General features: G+C 67.3%; 19 protein-coding genes and 1 pseudogene. 11 read left to right on the plus strand and 9 right to left on the minus strand.

The window, feature by feature from the left end:
* Positions 1–14: 14 nt before the first annotated feature.
* The 5 genes from ACFQ9K_RS40645 (at position 15) to ACFQ9K_RS40665 (ending at position 4,606) form a co-directional block, all read left to right on the plus strand.
* Entirely contained in the window at positions 15–467 is a 453-nt protein-coding gene (locus ACFQ9K_RS40645) for a thioredoxin family protein (protein ID WP_378715916.1), read from the plus strand.
* Positions 464–730 (plus strand): UBP-type zinc finger domain-containing protein, encoded by a 267-nt coding sequence (locus ACFQ9K_RS40650; RefSeq protein ID WP_378715918.1) that lies wholly within the window; start codon positions 464–466, stop codon positions 728–730. The genes ACFQ9K_RS40645 and ACFQ9K_RS40650 overlap by 4 nt, the downstream gene beginning before the upstream one ends.
* Positions 730–2,379 carry an FAD-dependent oxidoreductase gene (locus ACFQ9K_RS40655; RefSeq protein ID WP_378715921.1) on the plus strand — a complete coding sequence of 550 codons (1,650 nt, stop codon included), beginning with the start codon at positions 730–732 and terminating at the stop codon, positions 2,377–2,379. The genes ACFQ9K_RS40650 and ACFQ9K_RS40655 overlap by 1 nt, the downstream gene beginning before the upstream one ends.
* A 14-nt stretch (positions 2,380–2,393) precedes the next feature.
* A complete protein-coding gene (locus ACFQ9K_RS40660) occupies positions 2,394–2,834 on the plus strand; it encodes a DUF1931 family protein (protein WP_378716025.1) in 441 nt (146 codons plus the stop codon).
* 113 nt (positions 2,835–2,947) lie between these two features.
* Complete coding sequence (locus tag ACFQ9K_RS40665) at positions 2,948–4,606, plus strand: PucR family transcriptional regulator (protein ID WP_378715925.1); 1,659 nt, start codon at positions 2,948–2,950, stop codon at positions 4,604–4,606.
* Positions 4,607–4,670: 64 nt separating this feature from the next.
* Here the strand turns inward: ACFQ9K_RS40665 and ACFQ9K_RS40670 are convergent, their stop codons facing one another.
* Positions 4,671–5,480: a hypothetical protein gene (locus ACFQ9K_RS40670; protein WP_378715927.1), complete on the minus strand. Its 810-nt coding sequence runs from the start codon at positions 5,478–5,480 to the stop codon at positions 4,671–4,673.
* A gap of 33 nt (positions 5,481–5,513) precedes the next feature.
* Here ACFQ9K_RS40670 and ACFQ9K_RS40675 point away from each other — a divergent pair.
* Positions 5,514–6,048, plus strand: a pseudogene (locus ACFQ9K_RS40675) (dihydrofolate reductase family protein).
* 139 nt (positions 6,049–6,187) lie between these two features.
* Positions 6,188–7,531, plus strand: a complete 1,344-nt coding sequence (locus tag ACFQ9K_RS40680) for a cytochrome P450 (protein ID WP_378715930.1) — start codon at positions 6,188–6,190, stop codon at positions 7,529–7,531.
* Here the strand turns inward: ACFQ9K_RS40680 and ACFQ9K_RS40685 are convergent.
* Positions 7,528–8,751, minus strand: a complete 1,224-nt coding sequence (locus ACFQ9K_RS40685) for a cytochrome P450 (RefSeq protein ID WP_378715932.1) — start codon at positions 8,749–8,751, stop codon at positions 7,528–7,530. The two genes, ACFQ9K_RS40680 and ACFQ9K_RS40685, sit on opposite strands and share 4 nt — an antisense overlap.
* Positions 8,752–9,016: 265 nt before the next feature.
* On the opposite strand from ACFQ9K_RS40685, the gene ACFQ9K_RS40690 reads away from it, so the two are divergent.
* Positions 9,017–9,988 carry a helix-turn-helix domain-containing protein gene (locus tag ACFQ9K_RS40690; protein ID WP_378715934.1) on the plus strand — a complete coding sequence of 324 codons (972 nt, stop codon included), beginning with the start codon at positions 9,017–9,019 and terminating at the stop codon, positions 9,986–9,988.
* On the opposite strand, the gene ACFQ9K_RS40695 is transcribed toward ACFQ9K_RS40690, so the two are convergent.
* The 4 genes from ACFQ9K_RS40695 to ACFQ9K_RS40710 all read right to left on the minus strand — a co-directional run bounded on the left by ACFQ9K_RS40695 (position 9,965) and on the right by ACFQ9K_RS40710 (position 13,869).
* Positions 9,965–10,807 carry a hypothetical protein gene (locus ACFQ9K_RS40695; protein WP_378715937.1) on the minus strand — a complete coding sequence of 281 codons (843 nt, stop codon included), beginning with the start codon at positions 10,805–10,807 and terminating at the stop codon, positions 9,965–9,967. The genes ACFQ9K_RS40690 and ACFQ9K_RS40695 overlap by 24 nt on opposite strands.
* A 78-nt stretch (positions 10,808–10,885) precedes the next feature.
* Entirely contained in the window at positions 10,886–11,971 is a 1,086-nt protein-coding gene (locus tag ACFQ9K_RS40700) for a TIGR03857 family LLM class F420-dependent oxidoreductase (protein WP_378716027.1), read from the minus strand.
* Between the two features lie 40 nt (positions 11,972–12,011).
* On the minus strand, positions 12,012–13,145 hold the full coding sequence (locus tag ACFQ9K_RS40705; protein ID WP_378715939.1) for a phosphotransferase family protein: 1,134 nt from the start codon (positions 13,143–13,145) through the stop codon (positions 12,012–12,014).
* Positions 13,146–13,233: 88 nt separating this feature from the next.
* Positions 13,234–13,869 carry a TetR/AcrR family transcriptional regulator gene (locus ACFQ9K_RS40710; RefSeq protein WP_378715940.1) on the minus strand — a complete coding sequence of 212 codons (636 nt, stop codon included), beginning with the start codon at positions 13,867–13,869 and terminating at the stop codon, positions 13,234–13,236.
* Between the two features lie 151 nt (positions 13,870–14,020).
* On the opposite strand from ACFQ9K_RS40710, the gene ACFQ9K_RS40715 reads away from it, so the two are divergent.
* Both ACFQ9K_RS40715 and ACFQ9K_RS40720 read left to right on the plus strand, forming a co-directional pair.
* Complete coding sequence (locus ACFQ9K_RS40715; RefSeq protein WP_378715943.1) at positions 14,021–14,863, plus strand: helix-turn-helix domain-containing protein; 843 nt, start codon at positions 14,021–14,023, stop codon at positions 14,861–14,863.
* Between the two features lie 73 nt (positions 14,864–14,936).
* Positions 14,937–15,554, plus strand: a complete 618-nt coding sequence (locus ACFQ9K_RS40720) for a dihydrofolate reductase family protein (protein ID WP_378715945.1) — start codon at positions 14,937–14,939, stop codon at positions 15,552–15,554.
* A 219-nt stretch (positions 15,555–15,773) separates the two neighbouring features.
* Here ACFQ9K_RS40720 and ACFQ9K_RS40725 read toward each other — a convergent pair whose 3' ends face one another.
* Complete coding sequence (locus ACFQ9K_RS40725; protein WP_378715946.1) at positions 15,774–16,349, minus strand: CGNR zinc finger domain-containing protein; 576 nt, start codon at positions 16,347–16,349, stop codon at positions 15,774–15,776.
* Positions 16,350–16,452: 103 nt separating this feature from the next.
* Between ACFQ9K_RS40725 and ACFQ9K_RS40730 the strand changes: the two genes are divergently transcribed.
* Entirely contained in the window at positions 16,453–17,616 is a 1,164-nt protein-coding gene (locus ACFQ9K_RS40730) for an epoxide hydrolase family protein (RefSeq protein WP_378715948.1), read from the plus strand.
* On the opposite strand, the gene ACFQ9K_RS40735 is transcribed toward ACFQ9K_RS40730, so the two are convergent.
* Entirely contained in the window at positions 17,609–18,586 is a 978-nt protein-coding gene (locus ACFQ9K_RS40735) for an undecaprenyl-diphosphate phosphatase (protein ID WP_378715950.1), read from the minus strand. The genes ACFQ9K_RS40730 and ACFQ9K_RS40735 overlap by 8 nt on opposite strands.
* A 199-nt stretch (positions 18,587–18,785) precedes the next feature.
* Entirely contained in the window at positions 18,786–20,294 is a 1,509-nt protein-coding gene (locus ACFQ9K_RS40740) for a peptidoglycan DD-metalloendopeptidase family protein (protein ID WP_378715953.1), read from the minus strand.
* Positions 20,295–20,327 lie beyond the last annotated feature (33 nt).

Here is a 20,327-nt window from a genome sequence, read left to right on the forward strand (position 1 = left end):
AACGAGGTAGGACCATGGAGATCGCGAAGATCAAATGCCCTAACTGCGGGAAATCGAACCGGGTTCCGGCCGTGGCGACCGGCACACCGCGCTGCGGGAACTGCCACACCTCGCTGCCCTGGATCGTCGCGGCGGGCGACGATGACTTCACCGAGGTGACCGAGAAGTCCTCGGTGCCAGTCCTTGTCGACCTCTGGGCGACCTGGTGCAGGCCCTGTGTGCTGGTCAGCCCGGCCCTCGAACAGCTCGCGACCGAGCGGGCAGGCCGGCTGAAGCTGGTCAAGGTCGACGTCGATGCCGCCCCCCGCACCGCCGAGCGGTTCGTCGTCCGGGCCGTGCCGACGCTGCTGATACTCGACCACGGCGAGGTGCTGGCCCGGCAGGCCGGCGCCGCTCCGATGCCGGAACTGCGGAGATGGCTGGACCAAAGCCTGTCCGACCGAACGGATAAGGACGTGAACGCATGACTTCGATCCATACTGACCCCCACGTCGCGGCGATCCGATCGGTGGTGCCGCGGACCCCGCAGGGGTGCGAAGAATGCCTCCGGCTCGGCACGCCGTGGTTGCATCTGCGGCTGTGCCTGACCTGCGGGCATGTCGGCTGCTGTGATTCGTCCCCGATGCGGCACGCGCGAGCGCACGCGGAGGGAGTCGGCCATCCGATCGTGCAATCGATGGAGCCCGGCGAGACTTGGCGCTGGTGCTACGTTCACCAGAACTTCGTCTGATGAGCGTCGAAACTCCCGATGACGTGGGCGCGTTTCCGCGATTGTCGGCAGCGCAAGTGGCGACGCTTGCCGTCGGCGGTACCCGGCGGCCGGTGCACGCCGGTGAGGTATTGGTTCGCGGCGGCGCGCCCAGCGATGAGTTCTTCGTGATCCTGTCCGGCACCGTCGCGATCGTCGACGACGACGCGGGGGAGCGCCGGGTGCTGCGTGTGCACGGGCCCGGCCGGTTCCTCGGCGAGCTGGGCCTGCTGGAGGGGCAGGTCGCGTTCTACACCGCGGAGATGATCGAGGACGGCGAGGTGCTGGTCGTCCCGGTCGACCGCATACGCGCACTGGTCGAATACGATCCGATGCTCAGCGACCTCATTCTGCGTGCGTATCTGATCCGCCGCCTCCGGCTGCTCGGCATGGTGACCGGGTTCCGGATCGTCGGTTCCTGCTATTCACCCGACACCCGGCGGCTGCGCGAGTTCGCGATGCGAAACCGATTGCCGCACGACTGGATCGACCTCGAGCGTGACACGCGGGCCGAACAGCTCCTGTGCGCTCTCGGCGTCGGAGCCGAGGACACGCCGGTCGTCATCTGGCGGGGCGAGCGCGTGCTGCGCAATCCGACGAACGCGGAACTGGCGCGCCTGGTCGGCCTCCCGGTCCCGGACACGCTGCGTGAAGTGTGCGACCTCATCGTGGTGGGCGCCGGCCCGGCCGGTTTGGCCGCCGCGGTGTACGGCGCTTCGGACGGGCTCGATACCGCGGTGCTGGAGGCGATCGCGGCGGGCGGGCAGGCGGGCACCTCCTCGTGCATCGAGAATTACCTGGGCTTTCCCGCAGGCATCTCGGGCACCGAACTAGCCGAGCGGGCGGTCATCCAGGTCGGAAAGTTCGGTGCTCGGTTGCTGGTGTCCGCGGAGGTGGTCGGGCTGGAGGCCGAGGACGGCCACCAACTGCTGCGGCTGGCCGGTGGCGGGGCGTTGCTCGGGCGCACCCTGGTCCTGGCCACCGGCGCCCGCTATCGCAGACTCGCCGTCACCGGGATCGAGCGCTTCGAAGGCACCAGTGTGTACTACGCCGCTACCCATCAGGAGGCGTCGATGTGCGGCGTGGACCCGGTGGCGATCGTCGGCGGCGGCAACTCCGCCGGGCAGGCAACGGTGTTTCTCGCCGGCCGGGTCGAGCACGTGCACCTGCTGATCCGGGACGGTGATCTGGGCAAGAGCATGTCCCGATACCTGGTCGAACGGATCGAGCAGCACCCGCGGGTGACGGTGCACCGCAACACCGAGGTGCGCGAGGTGATCGGGGTCGGCGAGCTCGATGCCGTCGAGGTCGAGAACAACCGCACCGCGGAGCGAGCGACGATCCCGGTGCGGGCACTGTTCGTCTTCATCGGCGCGATGCCGTGCACCCAGTGGTTGGGGGACGCGGTGGCGCTCGACGCGCACGGCTTCGTCCGCACCGGCCTGGACGCGGTGTACCCGGCCGGGGATCAGCACGATTCCGGCCGTCGGCCGCTACCGCTCGAGACGAGCAGGCCCGGCGTCTTCGCGGTGGGCGATGTCCGTAGCGGCTCGGTCAAACGGGTCGCGTCCGCCGTCGGTGAAGGGTCGATGGCGGTGCGCCACATTCACGAATATCTCGAGAGGAGCTGACCGAAATGCCGATCATGGGTGTGGTCAAATTTCAGCGTTTCTTCCGCGCCGCGGCCGGGCTGCAGGTGCACCACAACGATCTCAAGCGCTATGACGAGTTCATCGACGAGAAGATCTACGACCTGTTCCTCGTTGCCAAGGCGTCGGCGAAGGCGAACGTGCGCGACGTGATCGAACCATGGGATCTGCCGATCACCGCGGGCCTGCAACAGAGCATCCATCGCTTCGAGAAGCTGGATGAGGAGATCGAGCTGCAACCGCTGCTCGACCAACTCGTCGCCCGTCCGCCGCTGGACGTGGCGCTGGCGCAGGAGACCGAGCGCAGGCTGCCGCTGATCGCCGGCGGGCTCAGTATGGCGCTCGCGCAGACATTCGTCGCGATCGACCCCAAGGCCAAGCACCCCGGCACCGCCGAATGGTCGGTGGTTTTCGAGATATTCCATTTGCTGCTTTGATGCATTAGCGGTGCATATTCGCTGGAGCTGCATGCGCCGGAGGGGTCCGGGTATCGCGATGATCATCATCCGCCCTCCGCAGGTCAGGCGCCTTTCTTATGAAGCAGCCGCGATTGAGTAATCCCACCGTCGACGATTCGGCAGATGCTCAGCTGGTGTCGCTGCGCGCGCTGTGCGCGTTGTCCGCGGCGCTGTCGAACGAGCACGAAGTCGTGGAGATATTGCGTATGGCGGGTGCGGCCGTGCCGTCCCTCAGCTCGTGTCACACGCTGGCGAGCTACCGTCGGGTGGACGGCGAATTCCAGCGGCACCCGGACGGGCTACTTGCACAGCCCGGTCTGGACGCGCAGGTCAGCGCCCAAGACGGCGCGGGCAGCGTTGTCGTGACCGACGAGAAATGGGGCTGGGCCTTTGTGCTGGGCAGTCTGTCCGGCATCAGCGGTTCGCTGATTGTCGGCTCCGATCGCGCACCGCGGCCGAAGGAGATCCTCCTGCTGGAAGTGCTGGCGCAGATCACCGGTGCGGCGTTGGCCAATGCGGCCACCCACGAACGCGCCGCCGTGCACGCGACCGAACTCACCGAGATCAACGAACATCTGGCCGCCACCATCCTGCGTCTCGAACGGCAGACCCGAGCACTCGAGGTGCTCTCCGGAGCCGCCGCCTACGGACAGGGCGAACAGGGTATCGCCGACGCCATCGCCCAGCTGACCGATTTGCCGGTCGCGGTCGAGGACCCCTTCGGCAATCTGCGTGCCTGGTCGGGACCCGGCCGACCGGAGCCGTATCCCAAAACCGCACCGGAGCAACGTGATCGACTATTGCGCCGGCTCGCCACGCACAATGCGCCGCTTCGGATCCACGATCGGGTGATCATGTTGGTGAAGCCGCGGGCCGAGGTTCTCGGCACCCTGGCATTGATCGATCCGGACGATCGGGTGGCCGAGCCTCAGCTGTTCGCGCTGGCGTTCGGCAGCACCATGCTCGCCCTCGAACTCGCACATCAACGCAATCTCGCCGAGGTCGAGCTGCGGTTGCGCCGCGATCTCGTCGACGATATGGCCTCCGGCACCGACAACGACAGCGCCTACGCCCGCGCGGAAGCTTTGGGACTCGACCTGCGCGGAACGCACTATGTGGTCTTGGTGCACAGCCCGAGTCGGCTCGAGGCGATCGCCGAGGTGGCGAGCCGCGCCTTGTCGGCTCAGGGCCTGCAATGCATCCAGGGTCGCCATCGCGGCATGATCGTGCTCGTCACCGACCGGCGACCGGACCCGGCCGCGCTCCACCACGCACTCCACGAGGGTGTCGACACGACCTCGATAACGATCGGCGTCAGCGGCCGGTGCGAGCAACCGAGCGATCTCGCCCGGCACTTCGCCGACGCACACCGGGCCGTGCACATCCGGCTACGATCGCGTATCCCGGACGGCGCGACGGCATTCGACGAACTCGGTTTCTATCGGCTGGTCGACGCGGCGCACACCCAGGGCCAGGTGGAGGACTTCGTGCGCGAATGGCTCGGCACGCTCCTGGACTACGACGACAACCGGCACTCCGACCTCGTGTACACCCTGGCCCAGTATCTCGAATGCGGTGGCAACTACGACGATTCCGCCGCCGTGCTGCACATCCATCGGAGCACCCTGCGCTATCGCCTCGGGCGGATCCGCGAACTCACCGGCTTCGACTTACGCGATATAAACATCCGGTTCAACCTCCAAGCCGCAACGCGTGCTTGGCAATTCCTCGCGGTCGTCCCGGATCCGTGATTCGGCGGATCGGGAACCGGCTGGGCCGATCGTCGGAAGCCGCTGTCGTCCGGCGGCGTTCCGGTCAGCACCACACGACCGGGTTGCCGGTGTCGACGGAGGCTTGCAGTACTCGGGTCAACGGGTTGAGGATGTAGTCGAAATGATCCGGGGCGACCGGTGTTATCCGCACACGCAGCCGGCGCGGATAGGTCGGGGATTTCTTCGGGTTGATCGGTGCGCGCGCCCGAATCCTTGTTCGCTGTCCGGTGTCGAGGTCGGTGAACCAGGTTCCGCCTTGCCATGATTGTTTCTGGGTGAAATGGCGTGCGCGGAAGATCTCCGATTCGGGGTCGGTGGAGGTGTCGGTGATCGTGAGGCCTGCGTCGGGGTCGAGGGCGAAGTTGTGTTTGGTCCGGCCATCCCAGATGAAGACGCCGTCGTAGGACGGTACGCCGGTGATCAGCGTTTCACCGGTCGAGGCGTCGACCAGATCGGTCGCCGTGCCGACTTCGGATTGTGTTCGGAACAGGTCGATTTCGATGAGCGCGGTCGCGGCCGACGTCGGCGACAGCATGCCACCGTTGTTGTTGGGGAGTTCCGCGGAGAGGGTCGGGAAGCCGGCCGTTCCGGCCGCCGCCAGGGCCGATTGGAACAGCCGATAGCCGGACCAGTTCGCGATCCGTACGGACACGAGGTCCATGTGCTTGTGCGGACACGCGCCGTTGCGAATCCAGCCGTCGACACTGCGATGCTGATCCTCGTGCCCCTCGTAGGGCATCGAGAACGTCAGGTACCCCTCGCCGTCTTCGACGATCAGGTCCGCCGGGACCGGCGCGGGCGTGGTGCGGCCGTCCTGCCAGCACCGGCACCGCACAAAAGCATCCAACCCCATGCCGCCATCGTAGGTGGCGGGCCTGTGCTCGCGGTGGCGCAATGTGTTCGAGTGCAGAACTTCAACATCTCCAGCGACGGCTACGGCGCCGGTAACGGGCAGACGCTGCAGCGTCCATTCGGCGACGCGGACGCAAGCGCACTGTTCGCGTGGTGTGGCCCCACGGCGCACTGGCCCAACCGGACCGACCCGGGTGGCAGCTACGGCCTCGACGACTACTTCACCCGTGATTTCCGGAACAATATCGGTGCGGAAATCATGGGACGCAACAAGTTCGGACCGCAGCGTGGGCCGTGGGAGAACCCTCGACGCATCGCCGAAGGAGGCGTTGGCTCGGGCGTTCGAGGCAGCCGAGGGTAAGGATGTGCGAATCGGCGGTGGAGTCGCCACCGTCCGAGCCTTCCTCGACGCGGATCTGATCGATCAGCTGCACATCGCGATCGCCCCGGTCGAACTCGGCAGCGGGGAAAGGCTGTGGACCGGCCCGGACGAACTCACGGACCGTTTCCATCTGGAGAAGGTCCCGAGCCCGAGCGGGGTGACGCATCATCTGTTCTGGCGGCGTTGACCAGCAATAACCCGAAACTTGTTGTTCCTCAATATATTTATTGAATTCAGCGGGAACCGCACAGGACGGGGCGATGTCTGGGTAACGTCGGCTTCGGGAACCACTGTCGCGCACGGGATGATGGTCATGGAGGGATGTCGTGAAACCAGACGACGGTAAGTCCACCTCGATCCCCGGACCGCCTTGCGCGGGGGACGGTCTCGCCGAGATCGTCGCCGCAGGCGGCCTGCACAACTATCAGCTGAAGCTGCACGAGGAGTACGGCCCGGTCGTTCGGTTCCGGCTTCCTGGTGCGGAGACCGCGGTGTCGGTCGCCGACCCGGTGTTGCTGGAAGCCACCGCCACGATCGACAAGCGGCCGGCGAAACTGTTCGAATTCCTTGCGCCACTGCAGGAATCGGACAACCTGCAGACCCTCGCCGCGGCTGAGCACACGCCGTGGCGGCGAGTGTTGCTGTCGGTGCTGGCCGGGCGTCCCTCACACGAGGCACATTTCGGGCAGTTCGTGACCCTGGTCGGTGAACTGGCCGATCGGTGGGCGGCGGCACCGGGCCCAATTGCCTTGCAGCAGAACCTCAGTGCACTATCCCTGCGCATGATCTGCGCCTACGCACTCGGCGGTGGAGCGGACACGCCGGAGCAGGCCGACCGGATCGTATCGGCGTTCGAGGACGTGCTGTCCGAGCAGCTGGCCCGGCTGTATCAGGCCGAGATGCCGGGCGCCGAAGCGGAGCGCACCGATCGCGCGCGACATGCCCTGGCCTATCTGCGGTCGACGGTGGACGACGTACTGACCGCGCACCGCGACGACGCGCGGCGAAGCGACGGCAGCGACCTGATCGCCGCGTTGGCCGCCGCGGGACAACCCGCGGCGCGGATCCGCGACACCGTGCTGATGACCATGCTGGCCGCCCACCACACCACGGGCGTCGCCGTCTCCTGGACCCTGTACCTGCTCGCGCAGCATCCGGACGTGGCCGACCGGATCGCCGAAGAACTCGACAGAGTCCTCGGCGCCCGTGCCGTCCCGGACTACGCGGATCTGAGAAACCTGACCTACCTGACCATGGCGCTGAAGGAATCGATGCGGCTCTACCCGCCCGGTCCCTACGGCGCCCGGGAAGCCACCGAGGACCTGCGCGTCGGCGACTATCCGGTCTCCGCAGGCACCACGATCTTCTATCCGATCTGGGCCGTGCATATGAACGCCGAATACTGGCCGGAGCCAGCGGTTTTCGACCCGGAGCGGTTCACCGCGGCGGAGACGGCCGCACGGCCCAGGCTCGCCTACATCCCCTTCGGCTTCGGCCCGCGCAGCTGCGAAGGAGCCGCGCTGGCCATGGTCGAAGCGGAACTGATGCTCGCGGTCCTGGTGCGGCGGTTCCGCTTCGAACTCGCCGCCGACCATGCGGTGATTCCGGTCGAGCGCTTCGTCCTGTGGGCGGCCGACGACATCCGGGTGAACCTCACGCCGCGTGACTAGCCGGTCAGGCGGACCGGCAGCCGCGCATGCCCGTTGGAGATGAAGCTGCGCACGGGCGCCAACTCGGTCGGATCGGCGGCCAGGCTGAGCTCGGGGAACCGGGCGAACAGCGCGGGCAACGCGACCTGCGCCTCGAGCCGGGCCAGCGGCGCGCCGAGGCAATGGTGCACACCGTGCCCGAACGCCAGATGCCCGCCCGCCGTGCCGCGATGCACGTCGAACTCGTCGGCGGTGGGCCCGTGCACCTTCGGGTCACGGCCGGCCGCGGCGTAGGACGCGAGAATCGCCTCGCCCTGCGCGATTCGGACGCCGTCGACGTCGAGATCCTCGACCGCGAACCGGAGCGGCAGGTGCGCGAGCGGCGCCTGGTACCGCAATGCCTCCTCCACCACGGCGGCCCAACTCGCCCTTCCCGCGAGCACATCGGCCCGCTGCCGCGGGTGGGTCAGCAGCGCGAAAATCGCTTGGTCGAGCAGGTTTACCGTGGTCTCGTGCCCGGCGCTGATGATCAGCATGAGGGTGTCGACCAGTTCCTTCTCGGTCAACCGGGTGCCGTCGTCGTCGTAGGTGGCGGTCAGCAGACTGGTGATGTCGTCGCCGGGCTCGGCTCTGCGATAGTCGACGAGTTCGCCTACCAGACCGTACATTTCGAGGTAGTCGGCCGGTGGATCCTTGCGAGTGTCCGAGGTGTCGAAGAACCTGTCCACGCAGAAGTGCAGCGGGGCGGCCAAATGCTCTGGCACGCCGATCAATTCGCAGATGACGCGAATCGGCACCGGGTAGGCGAACCGCTGCCGCAGGTCGACCACCGCGCCGGGCCGGGTCGCGCACAGCTGGTCGAGCAGGCCTGCGGTGATCGCCTCGATCCGTGGACGCATCGCCATCGTGCGGCGGTGGGTGAACGCCGGGGCGACCAGCTTCCGCAGTCGCCGGTGTTCACCCCCGTAGGCGGTGAACATATTGTCGACGCCGACCCATGAGCGCAACGGCCACTCCGCCGGGATCTCGCCCGCGCTGAACGCGGTCCAGTGCTGCCGCGCGTCCTTGGATACCCGGGGATCGGTCAGCAGGCGGCGGAGTACGGCCGCGTCGGTCACCGACCAGGCGGGAACATCGCCGGGTAGCAGCACCCTGGTGATCGGCCCGTTGCGGCGGATCCGGGCCGACTCGCCTTGGATGTCGACACCGGCAGTGTCCACAACGATGGGTTCGGGTTCCATGTGCTGCCTCCTCCATTGCCCGAATTCCTCTGCATCACAGGCCAGTTGGCTCGGGAGCGGACCTGAACGGGCACGTCGAAGCCTATGGATGTCGATACCGCGCACGCTTGCACCGCTGCGCCAGGTGAATGGAACGTTCGCGCCATGGCCGCCACCACGGCGGACAACTCGCGAACTGTGCCGTAGACGGCCGAGCTTGAACTGGAGCGAGCGCGAAAATAGGCTCCGAACAGGGACCGGAATGGAGCGCCAGGTGATGGACAGCATGGGAGCAGTGATCGCCGGCACGCGCGGAGGGTTCTCCCTGGACTCCACCGTCGCGGGCGCCGTCTCACACGGGTTCGATACCTTCCGCCATGGATGGCAGACGCAGGTCGGCGCGGCCTTTCCGCTGCCGACCTTCAGCCAGGCCACCACCGGCGACTTCCGGGTTCGCAGCCGCGTGGCGAAGCTGCGCGACGTGGCGATCACCGATCTCGACAGCGCGTCGGTCATCCGGACGGCAGGCACCCCGTACGGCTACGCGGACCAGGTGCGGATGTATGTGGTGCGGCGCGGCCTCTGGTCGCTGGGCGGCGTGGCCGGTCGAGGCGAACATACGGTGCGCGCCGGGCAGTTCCTGCTACGGCACGGGCCGCCGTTGCATTTCGGCGCGTCGCCGCACACCACGGTGCAGATCTTGACGCTGCCCGCCGCCGCGTTCGATCCCCGGCTGCGCAACCGCAGCGTCACCGAGTCGGCGGACTCCGCCGAGATGCGCCTGCTGCTGGCCCATACGAACATGGTCCACGCGACGGTGACCGACCTCGGCCCGGCCGGTGTGCACGCCGCGCACGGCGCCCTGCTCGAGCTGGCCAAGGCCGTGGTGACGGGCCGCTTCGACGCCGCCGAACCCGAGCTGAGACCTGCGCTCGTCCACGCGGCGAAGGCGGCGGCGGACCGCAGGCTCGCCGATCCCGAGCTGTCCCCGGCGCTGCTCGCCCGGGAACTCCACGTCTCCGTGCGCACCCTGCAACGAGCGTTCACCCAGGCGGGTGAGTCGGTGACCGGCTACATCCGCCACCGCAGGCTGGAGGAGGCCAGGGCGGCCCTCGCCCAGGCCCGTCCGCCGAGCGTCACCGAACTGGCCGCGTACTGGCAGTTCTCCGACAGCAGCCATTTCATCCGCGCCTTCAAGAAACGCTACGGTCGGACGCCCGTCGAGTACGCCAGGTCAGCGCGGGCCACCGGGCCCTAAAGCCCTGGCGGACAACGGTCCGCGCGCTCCGACCGCATCGGCGATGCCCAAACAGGCGCTGCCGGAGAAGATCCCGAGTTCGTAGTGCACCGCGGCCGCGTCGAAAGCGGTGACGAGAACGCCGATCTCGTAGTCACCGGGATAAGTGACCTCGCCGAGGTAGTCGATCCGATACGACGACGGCGCCAGATCCGGCACCAGCGCCTCCGCGTCCGCTGCCGCGGCCGCGAACGTCGCGACAGCCTCGTCATACCAGGTGGCGAGCGCCAGATAATTGACGTGCTGATTGATGTCGACATCGCCGATCCGCGCCCGCAGCGGAGCGAAAAACCCGTAGTGGTCTCGCTTTTGACGTTCGGCGCCGGGGCGATCCGCCGTCGACCCGCTCGAATCCGGTATGGACAGCTCGGTGAGATCCGCGATCAACTCCTCCGGCAGCGCGACCGGCCCCGCCGGGCCGAGGTGCAGCACCGTGGCTCCGCCACGACCCACCTGCCGCCCTGGGGCGAACACCGCCTGCTCGTAGGTGAACGAGGACCTGCCGATCCGCCGAATACCGGTGTGCACCTGCACCTCGGCGTGAGTCCCATGGACGGGCGCCAGCCGCTCGATCTGCTGGCTGACGAAAATAATCTGATAGGCCCCGAACCCACCGGCGTCGACGAGCCGTTCGAACCTGGACATCCGCACCCGTATCCGAGCGTCCTCCAGCCAGCGAGCCATCCCGACCGTGCTCGCGGCCCCGTCCCGACCGAGATCGCCCTGCCGCACCCGAATATCGCACTGGACCGGAAACCCGGGGTTGCTGATCGAATTCATGAAGTGACCATAGGGAAGCGACTCCGGACCACACTTGAACAGACGCGCCAACCGGATGGAACATGCACGCCGGGCGCGTCAGAGGAACTTTCCTGGATTCGCCGCCACCTTTCGGCGCAGTGCCGGGCGATTCGCTCGATAAGCCTCGACCACCGACGCCAATTCGTGCGGGCTCGCCCCGTGCATGATCACGGAGTGGCAGCCGAGGTCGTACTCCCGGGAGATCTTCTGTACGCACTGTTCCGGGGTGCCGTAGGCGGCGGCGCTGAGCCATTCGTCGGGGATGAGGGCGTCGAACTGTTCGAGGACCTCGACGGACGCGGACGCATCGATCGGCCCGGCCGCGGCGGCGTCGAGGAAGAGCTGGGTGGTGCGGATCCGCTCCCAGACCTGAGGGTCCCAGCCGTTGGCGGAGATGAGGACGTCGGCGTAGGCCTGGAGATAGGTCACCAGGCGACCGGTCCGGCGGCGCAGCCGATCCTCTTCGGAGAGTGCGTCACTCGCGGTGGCCAGGCACGACCAGATTCGGACGCTGTCGGGATCCTTGCCTGCGCGTTCGGCGCCGCGGCGCACCGCCGCGACGGAGTTCGCGGTGGCTTCCTCGGAGAAGAAGGTGTGCAGGATGACGAAATCGCCGATCTCACCGGCGAGTTCGAGGGTCTTCGGGCCGACCGCGACGAAGCCGATCGGCGGCGCGTCCGCCAACCCGTTCTGGTGGTACAGGACCGGCCACGAACCTGCCGGACCTTTGCGGTCGATCAGGGTTTCCCCGGCCCATAGTCGCCGCAGGATATCGACGAAGTCCCGGAGTTGGGCCGCGGTGACCGCGGGCAGTCCGATCGCCTTCCAATTCGCCGCCATCCCGCGGCCGAATGCCATCGCGTACCGGCCCTCGGTCAGTGCCTGCATCGTCGAGCCCATGGTCGCGGTGACCATCGGGTGCCGGGTGTGGTGATTCGTCGCCGCCGCCGCGACCCCCAAAGTGGTTGTGCACCCGGCAATTCCACCGGAGAGCACGGCGGAATCCTTGACGGTCATGCGCTCGCCGATCATGCACGATCCGAGGCCGATCTCCTCCGCGGTGCGTGCCTCCGGGAAGAGCACCCTGGCGTCGGCGGGGTGCCGGGTGACGCAGTAGTAGGCCAGTTCATTGAGCTGTTCGATCACGAGAGTGGTTCTCCCCAGGTAGTTTTCGAGACTATGGTCAGGCGCCGAGATCGGCGAGCAGTTCTTCGACGAGCGACTTGTGGTGGAAGAGGATCTCGATGTCGTCGGGCCGGGCCATCTCGCCGAAATGAACCTGACGCCCGCCGGACCGCATGAAGACGACGCAGTAGTTGAGGGCGGCATACAGCGTGTACCAGGTGAGATCGCCGACCCGCACGCCCGAGTACTCGCGGTAGGCCGCCGCGACGTCCTCCGCGCGCAGGAACTCCGGCATCCCGGGCAGGCCATAGGTATTGGCGATGGTCTGGAAAACGCGGTGCGCGAAGATCAGCCAGGCCAGGTCGAGTTCGCGGGGGCCGATCGTGGCCAGCTCCCAGTCGAGCACCGCGACCGGCCTGAAGTCCCGGTACATGCAATTGCCGATGCGGGCGTCGCCCCAGGACAGCACGGTCTCACCGGACGCGGTGGCAGGCAGATTCGCCTTGAGCCACACCAGGATTCGCTCGACCAGCGGCGACCTTCCGCTGTCGCGGGCGGCGAATTCGTACCACCGCTCGGCGCGGTGAAGGGTTCGTTCGAGTGGATCGGCGCCGGGCTGGCGCGGGTCGAGGAAGGCGAAGGTGGTGGCCGCGTCCGGAATGGCGTGCAGCTTGGCGACGGCCTCGATCGTGCTGTGCTGCAATCGGTTCTGCTGTTCGGGAGTCGCGTCGAAGAGCCAATTGTCGCCGAAGGTGTAGGGCATGACGTCCGGCGGTACCAGGCCGTCGACGCGGTCCATCAGCAGAAACGGCGTGCCGAGCACGTCGCCGGTCGGCTCGATGAACCGCACCCGCGGGACGGGGACCTCGCTCGATTCGGCCACGATGCGCATGGCGTCGAACTGATCCGGCAGGTTGTAGTCCTCCAGGACGGGGAAGTCGCCGGGCGCAGGCACCATGCGGGCGATCAAATCGGCGGACTGCGCGGACTCGGCCTCGGTCCAATTCACCTGCAACACCATGGTTTCCGCCGACATGCCGTTGCTGTCGATGCCGGACCGCAAGGTGATGCTCGGCTCGGCCGCCGCCGGGAGCTGCGTGCTCAGCCATTCGGTGAGGTGTGGGATCAGCGTGCTGGTGTCGCGGCTGCTGCGTTGCAGCCGCATTCCCTTTTCGGCTCGCGGTTGAGACATCGATCACTCCTGACAGCTGGGCGAAAACTGCGGATAACCATCGGCCGCCGCCGCGCAATTGTCAACAAGGGTTCTCAATGAATGGGAGTTACTCCAGGTAGGCCGTGGTCGCCTCGACCAGTCCGCGCAGTGCGCTCGCTACATCGGCCGGGGAGGTCAGCCTGCGCTCGTTATTGATGCCACGAATCGCGGGCGGGATCAGGCAGCGGATCCGATGCACCTTCTGCGGATCGAGCGGCAGGTCGGCCAGGGAGTGCTCGAAGGCTCTGAGCCACGCGTCCTCATATCCGGCCATGGCCGCTGAGGTCTGGGGGAAGTGGGCGAGCCGTTCGGTCTGATCCGTGGGCAGTCCGGCGCGCAGGGTCTCCACCGCGCGTCCCTCGGGCGCACCCAGGATGGTCCAGATGGCATTCACCATTTCGCCCACCCGCTGCTGGATCGAACCGCTGAACCGCGGCCAGGTCTCCGGACTGCTCGCGCCGCTGCGATCGGTCAGCTCGATCAGCACCGCGGCCCACAATCCGTCCAGGTCACCGAACTGATGCTTCAGCGTTCCCCAGCTGACCCCCGCCGCCCGGGCCACCCGGTTCGCCGACAACGGTTCGCCGGACCCCTCCGCGAGACAGGTGATGGCGACGTCGAGCAGCCGCTGGCGGGTCTCCCTGCCCTTCTTGTTGAGCCGGGTTCCGGCCGCGGACTGCATTGTCGGTCCCGCTGCGGTCATCGGTACCTCCATTTCGCCGACCAGCCGAAGGAAGCCTTTCACACCGCTCGGTTGGCCGACGGCGAGCAAGCGGCCGCCTGCCCGCGATATACCTAGGGCGGCTTCCGTGTCTACCGATGTCAGCGATCGAATCGGTGGGCAGACTGAGTCCATGCACTACGTCGGCCTGGTGCCCGGCCCGCCGCTGGACCGGTTCATCGACGATATCTACTGTTTGACCGGGGTGCCGAGCCATCGCCGGATGGTCGTCCCGCCGATGCCGTCCGCGCACCTGTTCATCAACCTGGGCGACCCCGCCCGGCTGTGGGATTCCGATGCCTCAGTGCCGTCGGCGGTATTCGCGGACGGATGGTTCATGGGCGTGTGGACCAGGCGGTTCCTGTTCGAATACCCCGAGCGGGTGCGGCTGGTCGGGGTGCACTTCAAGCCGTGGGGGATTTCGCCGTTCGTCGACCTGCCGGTGTGTGAGTTGCGCGATCGATGGGTGCCGGTCGACGGTGTCTGGCAGCGATCGGTGGAGCGGATCCGCAACCAGATCGGTGATCTCGCGTCGCCCGCCGAGACGCTGCGGGCGGTCGAAGCGGAACTGCGCGCGCGGCTGGCGGAGGGGCCGTCGCGCGGGCTCGAACTGGTCCAGCAGGTCGGCGGGCGCCTGGCGAGTTCGTGCGGTGGGATCTCGGTCGGCGCGCTGTCGGATGCCGCCGGGGTGAGTGGCAATCACCTTGCTACACAGTTCAAGTCGCATGTCGGAGTCACGCCGAAGCAGGTTGCGCGGATCTACCGGTTCGCGCGGCTGATCTTGTCCGTGGACGTCCGCCGTCCGGTCGACTGGTCGGCGCTCGCCCACACCGTGGGCTACTTCGACCAGGCCCACTTCAGTCGGGAGTTCAAGGACTTCACCGGCCGCACTCCGACGGATTACCTGGCCCTGCGCCGCCGATTCCCCGCTGACCAGGGGTTTCCGCCGGACAACGGTCCGATGCCCGCTGATTGATTTTTTACAAGACCCGCCTGTGCGCGGGACGACAAGATCGGAAGCGAATACCCGAGAGACCCGAGGAGAACCGGTGGGAACAGTGATCATGCACAATGTGGCGTCGGTGGACGGCTTCATCGCCGATGAGAACGACGACGTCGGGCCGCTGCACGAGTGGTACTTCAACGGGGACACCCCGCTCACCGACATCGATGAAGACGACCCGGGGTACGACCATTCCGGAACCGGCAACCGGATCAAGGTCTCGCGCGTTTCGGCGGAGTATGTCGGATCGATATGGGCGAGCATCGGCACAATCATCATGGGCCGCAACCTCTTCGATCTCGTGAACGGCTGGGAGGGGCGCCCGCCCGCGGGTGATCACGTCGTCGTGGTGTCCCACCGCCCCAAGCCCGAAGGCTGGCATCCCGAGGCGTCCTACCATTTCGTCGACGACGTGACGGCCGCGGTCGCTAAGGCTCAGGAGCTCGCCGGCGATCGCACCGTCGCCGTGAACGCCGGCGAAGTAGGCGGCCAGATCCTCGCGGCAGGTCTCGTGGACGAGGTGGCGATGGACCTCGTGCCGGTCGTATTCGGTTCGGGCAAAAGGTTTTTCGGTAGCATCGATGGACAGCATCGGCTGGCGGATCCGCACGTGGTCATCCAGGGTGAAGGGGTGCTGCACCTGAAGTTCAAGGTCCGCCGCTAACGCCCCCGGGTACGCAAGGCATTCTCGACGCATGGCCGAATCGTCTAGTGCGGATACCCAGCGGCACAAGGTGACCGGCGATGTGCACCTCCTGCTACACGACGACGGTCAAGTCCTGTTCGGCCGGCGGCGGCACGGCAATGGGCCACATAGCGGACGGGACACCCTTCTCGGTTTACGGCTGGTAGGGAGTTTGGCCCAGTGCGCTGGGCGCGATAGTCACTTTGCCGATTCGGAGGCTTTGCGCTGATTGGCGTTGAAGCGTGCCTTCTTCTGGCGATTTCCGCAGGTGTTCATGTCGCACCATTTGCGGGTGCGGCTTTGGCTGGTGTCGAAGAAGGCGGCTCGGCAGGTCGGCGAGGCGCAGAGGGCCAGCTTTCCGTCCCGTTCGCCGGAGATGATGCCGATGGCGTCGGCGGCGATCACGCCAAGGGCGTCCGCTACGCGAGAAGGCGAGCTGAGCCGCCATTCGCGATTGCCCTCGGGTGTCAGGACGGCCGCGGCCCGGCCCTGCATGCTGCGGTCGTTGATGACCCGGACGGCGGCGGCCGGGAGCGGGGCGCTGGTCGCGGCCGCGGTGGCCGCGGCGTGAATCGCCTCCCTCAGTTCCTGCGCGAGTTCGAGCTGGGCGGCGGTGCAGGAGTCCACGGTGAGGCCGCTCACCGCAAGCCAATCGATGAGTCGCTGCGGCGTGGGGATGCGCTCCACGGCCGTGCCGTGCCGCTCCGACAGCGTTCCCGTGAAGCTGGTCGCCAGCACGCTACCGAGGCGGAAGTCGGGAAAACCAGCACGCATGGAACCACCTTAGCTGGTTGCCATCGGATCCCGGGCCGTGTTAGAACCGTCTAAGCCGGTTCTCGAAGCGTCAGAGTCGGTGCCACGACGACCAGGAGGACTCATGCCCGCCAGCGACGTGCAAGCATTCGAAGCCCACGCGCCCGACGCCGACCTCGACGATCTGCGTGCGCGACTGGCCGCCGCGCGACTGCCGGAGGCCGAGACGGTCTATCGCGCCGCGCCCGACCCGCGCCGATGGGACCAGGGCGTGCCGCTCGCCGACCTCGTCGATCTCGTGCACTATTGGCGCACCGAGTACGACTGGCGCTCGTTCGAGGCCCGCCTCGACCGAATCGGTCAGTTCCGGACCACCATCGACGATCTGGGCATCCACTTCCTGCACCGCCGTTCCGCGCGCGCCGATGCCACGCCGCTGATCCTGACCCATGGCTGGCCCGGCAGCATTGCCGAATTCATCGACGTGATAGACGAATTGGCCGATCCGAAAGATCCGGGCGCGCCGGCGTTCCACGTCGTGGTCCCGTCGCTGCCGGGCTTCGGTTACAGCGACAAGCCGGCCACCACCGGGTGGGGCATCGAGAAGATCGCGGCCGCATGGGTGCGACTGATGGAAAGGCTCGGCTACCACAGGTTCCTGGCCCACGGCGGCGACTGGGGCGGCGTCATCACCACGGTCCTCGGCGGCCGGTTCCCGGCCCAGGTTCTCGGCATCCACACCACGACCGCGCAGTCACCGCCGGGGATGACCACGGATGGCCTGACGGCAACCGAACTCGCGTGGACCGAGGAAACTCGCGATTTCTGGCACCGCCGCGCCGCGTACGCGAAGCAGCAGGCGACCCGGCCGCAGACCATCGGCTACGCGCTCGTCGACTCACCGATCGGCCTGCTCGCCTGGATCCTGGACAAGTTCGCCGAATGGACAGACACCGAAGACACCCCCTTCGAAACGATCTCCAAGGACCGAATCCTCGACGACGTCACCCTCTACTGGCTGACCCGCACCGGCGCCTCCGCCGCCCGCATCTACTACGAAAGCCACCACTCCCTGGACCCCGACCTCCGAGTCGACGTCCCCTCCGCAATCACCATGTACCCCCGCGACATCGAGAAATACCCCCGCCCCTGGGCCCGGCACCGCTACCGCCGGATCGTCCGCTGGAACACCCCCGATTCCGGCGGCCATTTCCCCGCACTGGAACTCCCCGACTACTTCGTCAAAGATCTGCAAGCAGGCCTCGGCGCAGTCCTGGCCGCTAACTGAAGTGGGCGATGGAGAGGAGGCCGGCTAGTAGGCAGTAGGTGGCGAAGGGGAGGAGGGTGCGGGTTTGGAAGTAGCGTTCGAGGAAGCGGACGGCTAGCCAGGAGGAGAGGCCGGAGGCTATGGCGCCGAGCAGGATTGGTCCTCGGATGCCGATGGTTTCGGGGCCGGCGAGTTCGGGGATTTCCAGGAGGCCGGCGCCGAGGATTGCCGGGGTGGCCAGGAGGAAGGCGAATTTGGCGGCGTGGTCGTTTTCCAGGCCGCGCCACAGGCCGCCGACCATGGTGAGGCCGGCCCGGCTGAAGCCGGTGAGGAGCGCGCCGGCCTGGGCGAAGCCGATGCCGACGGCGTCGCGGATATCGAGGGCGGCGAGTTTGCGGTCGGAGGGGCGTGGTGGGGGCGCTGCCAGGGTGAGAACCGTTGTGCGAGTTTGTTGCCGGGCGAAGCGACGGCCGTATTCGGCCAGGGTCGGTTCGTTGCGGCGGCGCAGGCCCTCGCCGATGAGTAGCACGATGCCGTTCAGCACCAGGAAGACGCTGGCGCAGATAGGAGCGGCGAACAGGGCGTGCAGCGGATGCTCCAGCAGCGGCCCGAGGATGCCGACGGGGATGGTGGCGATCACGATAAGCAGCGCCAGCCGTTGCGCGACGGTATCGAGCCGGCCGGTGCGCAGGGTGGTGACGAGGCCGACGACGATGCTGCACCAGGTCCGCCAGTAGTAGCCGAGCAGCGCCAGGGCCGTCGCCACGTGCAGGGCCACCACGAAGGCCAGATACGGTGTGCCCGTGGGTGATTCGCCCGAGTTGACCAGTTTCTGCCAGTCGCCGCCGACCCAGGCCGCGATCAACACGGAATGTCCCAGGCTGGAGATCGGGAACAGTTCGGTGACTCCCTGCACCACGCCGATGACCGTCGCTTGAAAGTAGGTGAGCATCGCGACGAGTTTCGCATGCGCGAGACGGCGGCTCGGCATGACCCCACGCGTCGACCGATATGCCCGAATCCGGCCTCTCCCAGCGGCTTTCGTCCGAATCAGGTCTGCCGGGCGAGCGCCAAGGACGCCCTCGGCAAGATCATTGCGAATCCGGCTAGGCCGGCGGCCGGCCCGGTGGCGGCGATCCCACGACCCACCGCCGCTACCGGACCGATCGCGTCAGCCGATCAGCCGGACGCTAGTTCCACCAGCTCCAATCACCCTCTCCCCATTCGTCATCCGACCATTCGTCGTCGGTCCATTCGTCTTCCGGTGATTCGTCGGCCTGCTGTTCTTCGTCGGCGCTCTCGCCGGGCTGCCCGCCGTCCGGCTCGTCGCCGTCGGTTCCCCGGTGCGGGTCGGGCTTCGGGGTCTCGTTCGCCTGGCAGGCGGGCGCCACCGGACCATTGCTGCCGGTGTCGAGGAAGCCGTCGCTGATCCACTTGCCGTTGTCCAGCTTGTTCCACAGGTCGGTGCGGCCCCACTTCCCGCTGAGCCGGTCGCCGCGCGCCGTGCAGGTGATGGTCAGTACGTCACCGTCGCGTACCGTGCCGACCACCGGGTTCCGGGTGCCGGGACCGGAGCGCAGATTGACGTTTCGATTGCGATCCGGATAGGGACGCACGGTGCCCTTTGCCAATGTCGGATTGGGCTTGGGCGGCTTCGGCGTCGTGGTCGGCGGCTTGGGGTCGGTCGGCGGCTTGGGGTTCGTCGGTGTGGGGTCGGTCGGCTTCGGGTCGGTCGGCTTGGGGCTCGAATCGTCCCCGCCGCCGTAGTTGACCAGCCTGCCGCCGGTGCGCACCTGCTGACCCTCGTGCTCGGCGTACCCGCCGTAGGCCTCCCGCCCCTCGCGGAAGGTCCAGCCGCCGATGGTCACTCCGTTGACCGGCACCGGCTGCGCGCCCTTGTAGAGCGACATGTGCACGTGCGCCCCGCTGGCGAATCCACCGCACGGCAACTGAGTTCCAGTCCGGCCCAGGTATGTGCCCGCCGTGATCTCGGTGCCGTCGGCGGCGCCGATCAGGTCGGTCATGTGGTAGTAGGAGGTGGTGAAGCCGTTGTTGTGCACGATCTTCACCTCGGCGCTGCCGTTGCGCACGCACGTCTTGTAGATCCGGCCGGACGCGGGCGCCAGCACCCGGCCGTCGCCGCCGTTGAAGTCCACCGAGTTGTACGGCCGGCTCTCCCCGCTGATGCCGTGCGGTCCGCCGCCCATGTACCAGCTCTGCCCCTGCTTCCACGGCAGCGACAGCCCGGTATTGCCCGAACGTGGTTGCGGCGCAGTCAGTGCCGCCTTCTCGCCGCCGCTGACCACAGACTCCGGTGCGTTGCTGACCATGCTGCCGAACTCGGGGGTGCCTTCGAACGCGACGTCCCAATCGCCTTCGTCGTCGAGTTTCGCGACATAGAGCGTGGACTTCGGCGTTTCCTCGCTCTCGCTGTTTTCGGGGACGGTCGCGGCGCCGAAGACCCATTCGCCGTCGCTGCGCATGCGGTCGATGACCGGGGGTTTGTCGCTGGTCGCAGTCCGCGCGGCCGGCTGCGTCGCGAGGGTGTCGGTGATGGCGTCGTCAAGCCCATCCGCGGTCGGTTCCGCGCTGACCGGGCTGACGGTGACCGTCAGGCCGATGAGGGTGGCGAGGACGAGAGCGGTTACGGCACTGGGGAATATCCAACGTCCGGTGCGGCGTGGATTGATCGATCTCAAGATGAGGCAACTTTCTCCGTCGGTCGTGATAAT

The organism is Nocardia sp. NPDC056564 (assembly GCF_042793755.1).
Classification (GTDB): Bacteria; Actinomycetota; Actinomycetes; order Mycobacteriales; family Mycobacteriaceae; genus Nocardia.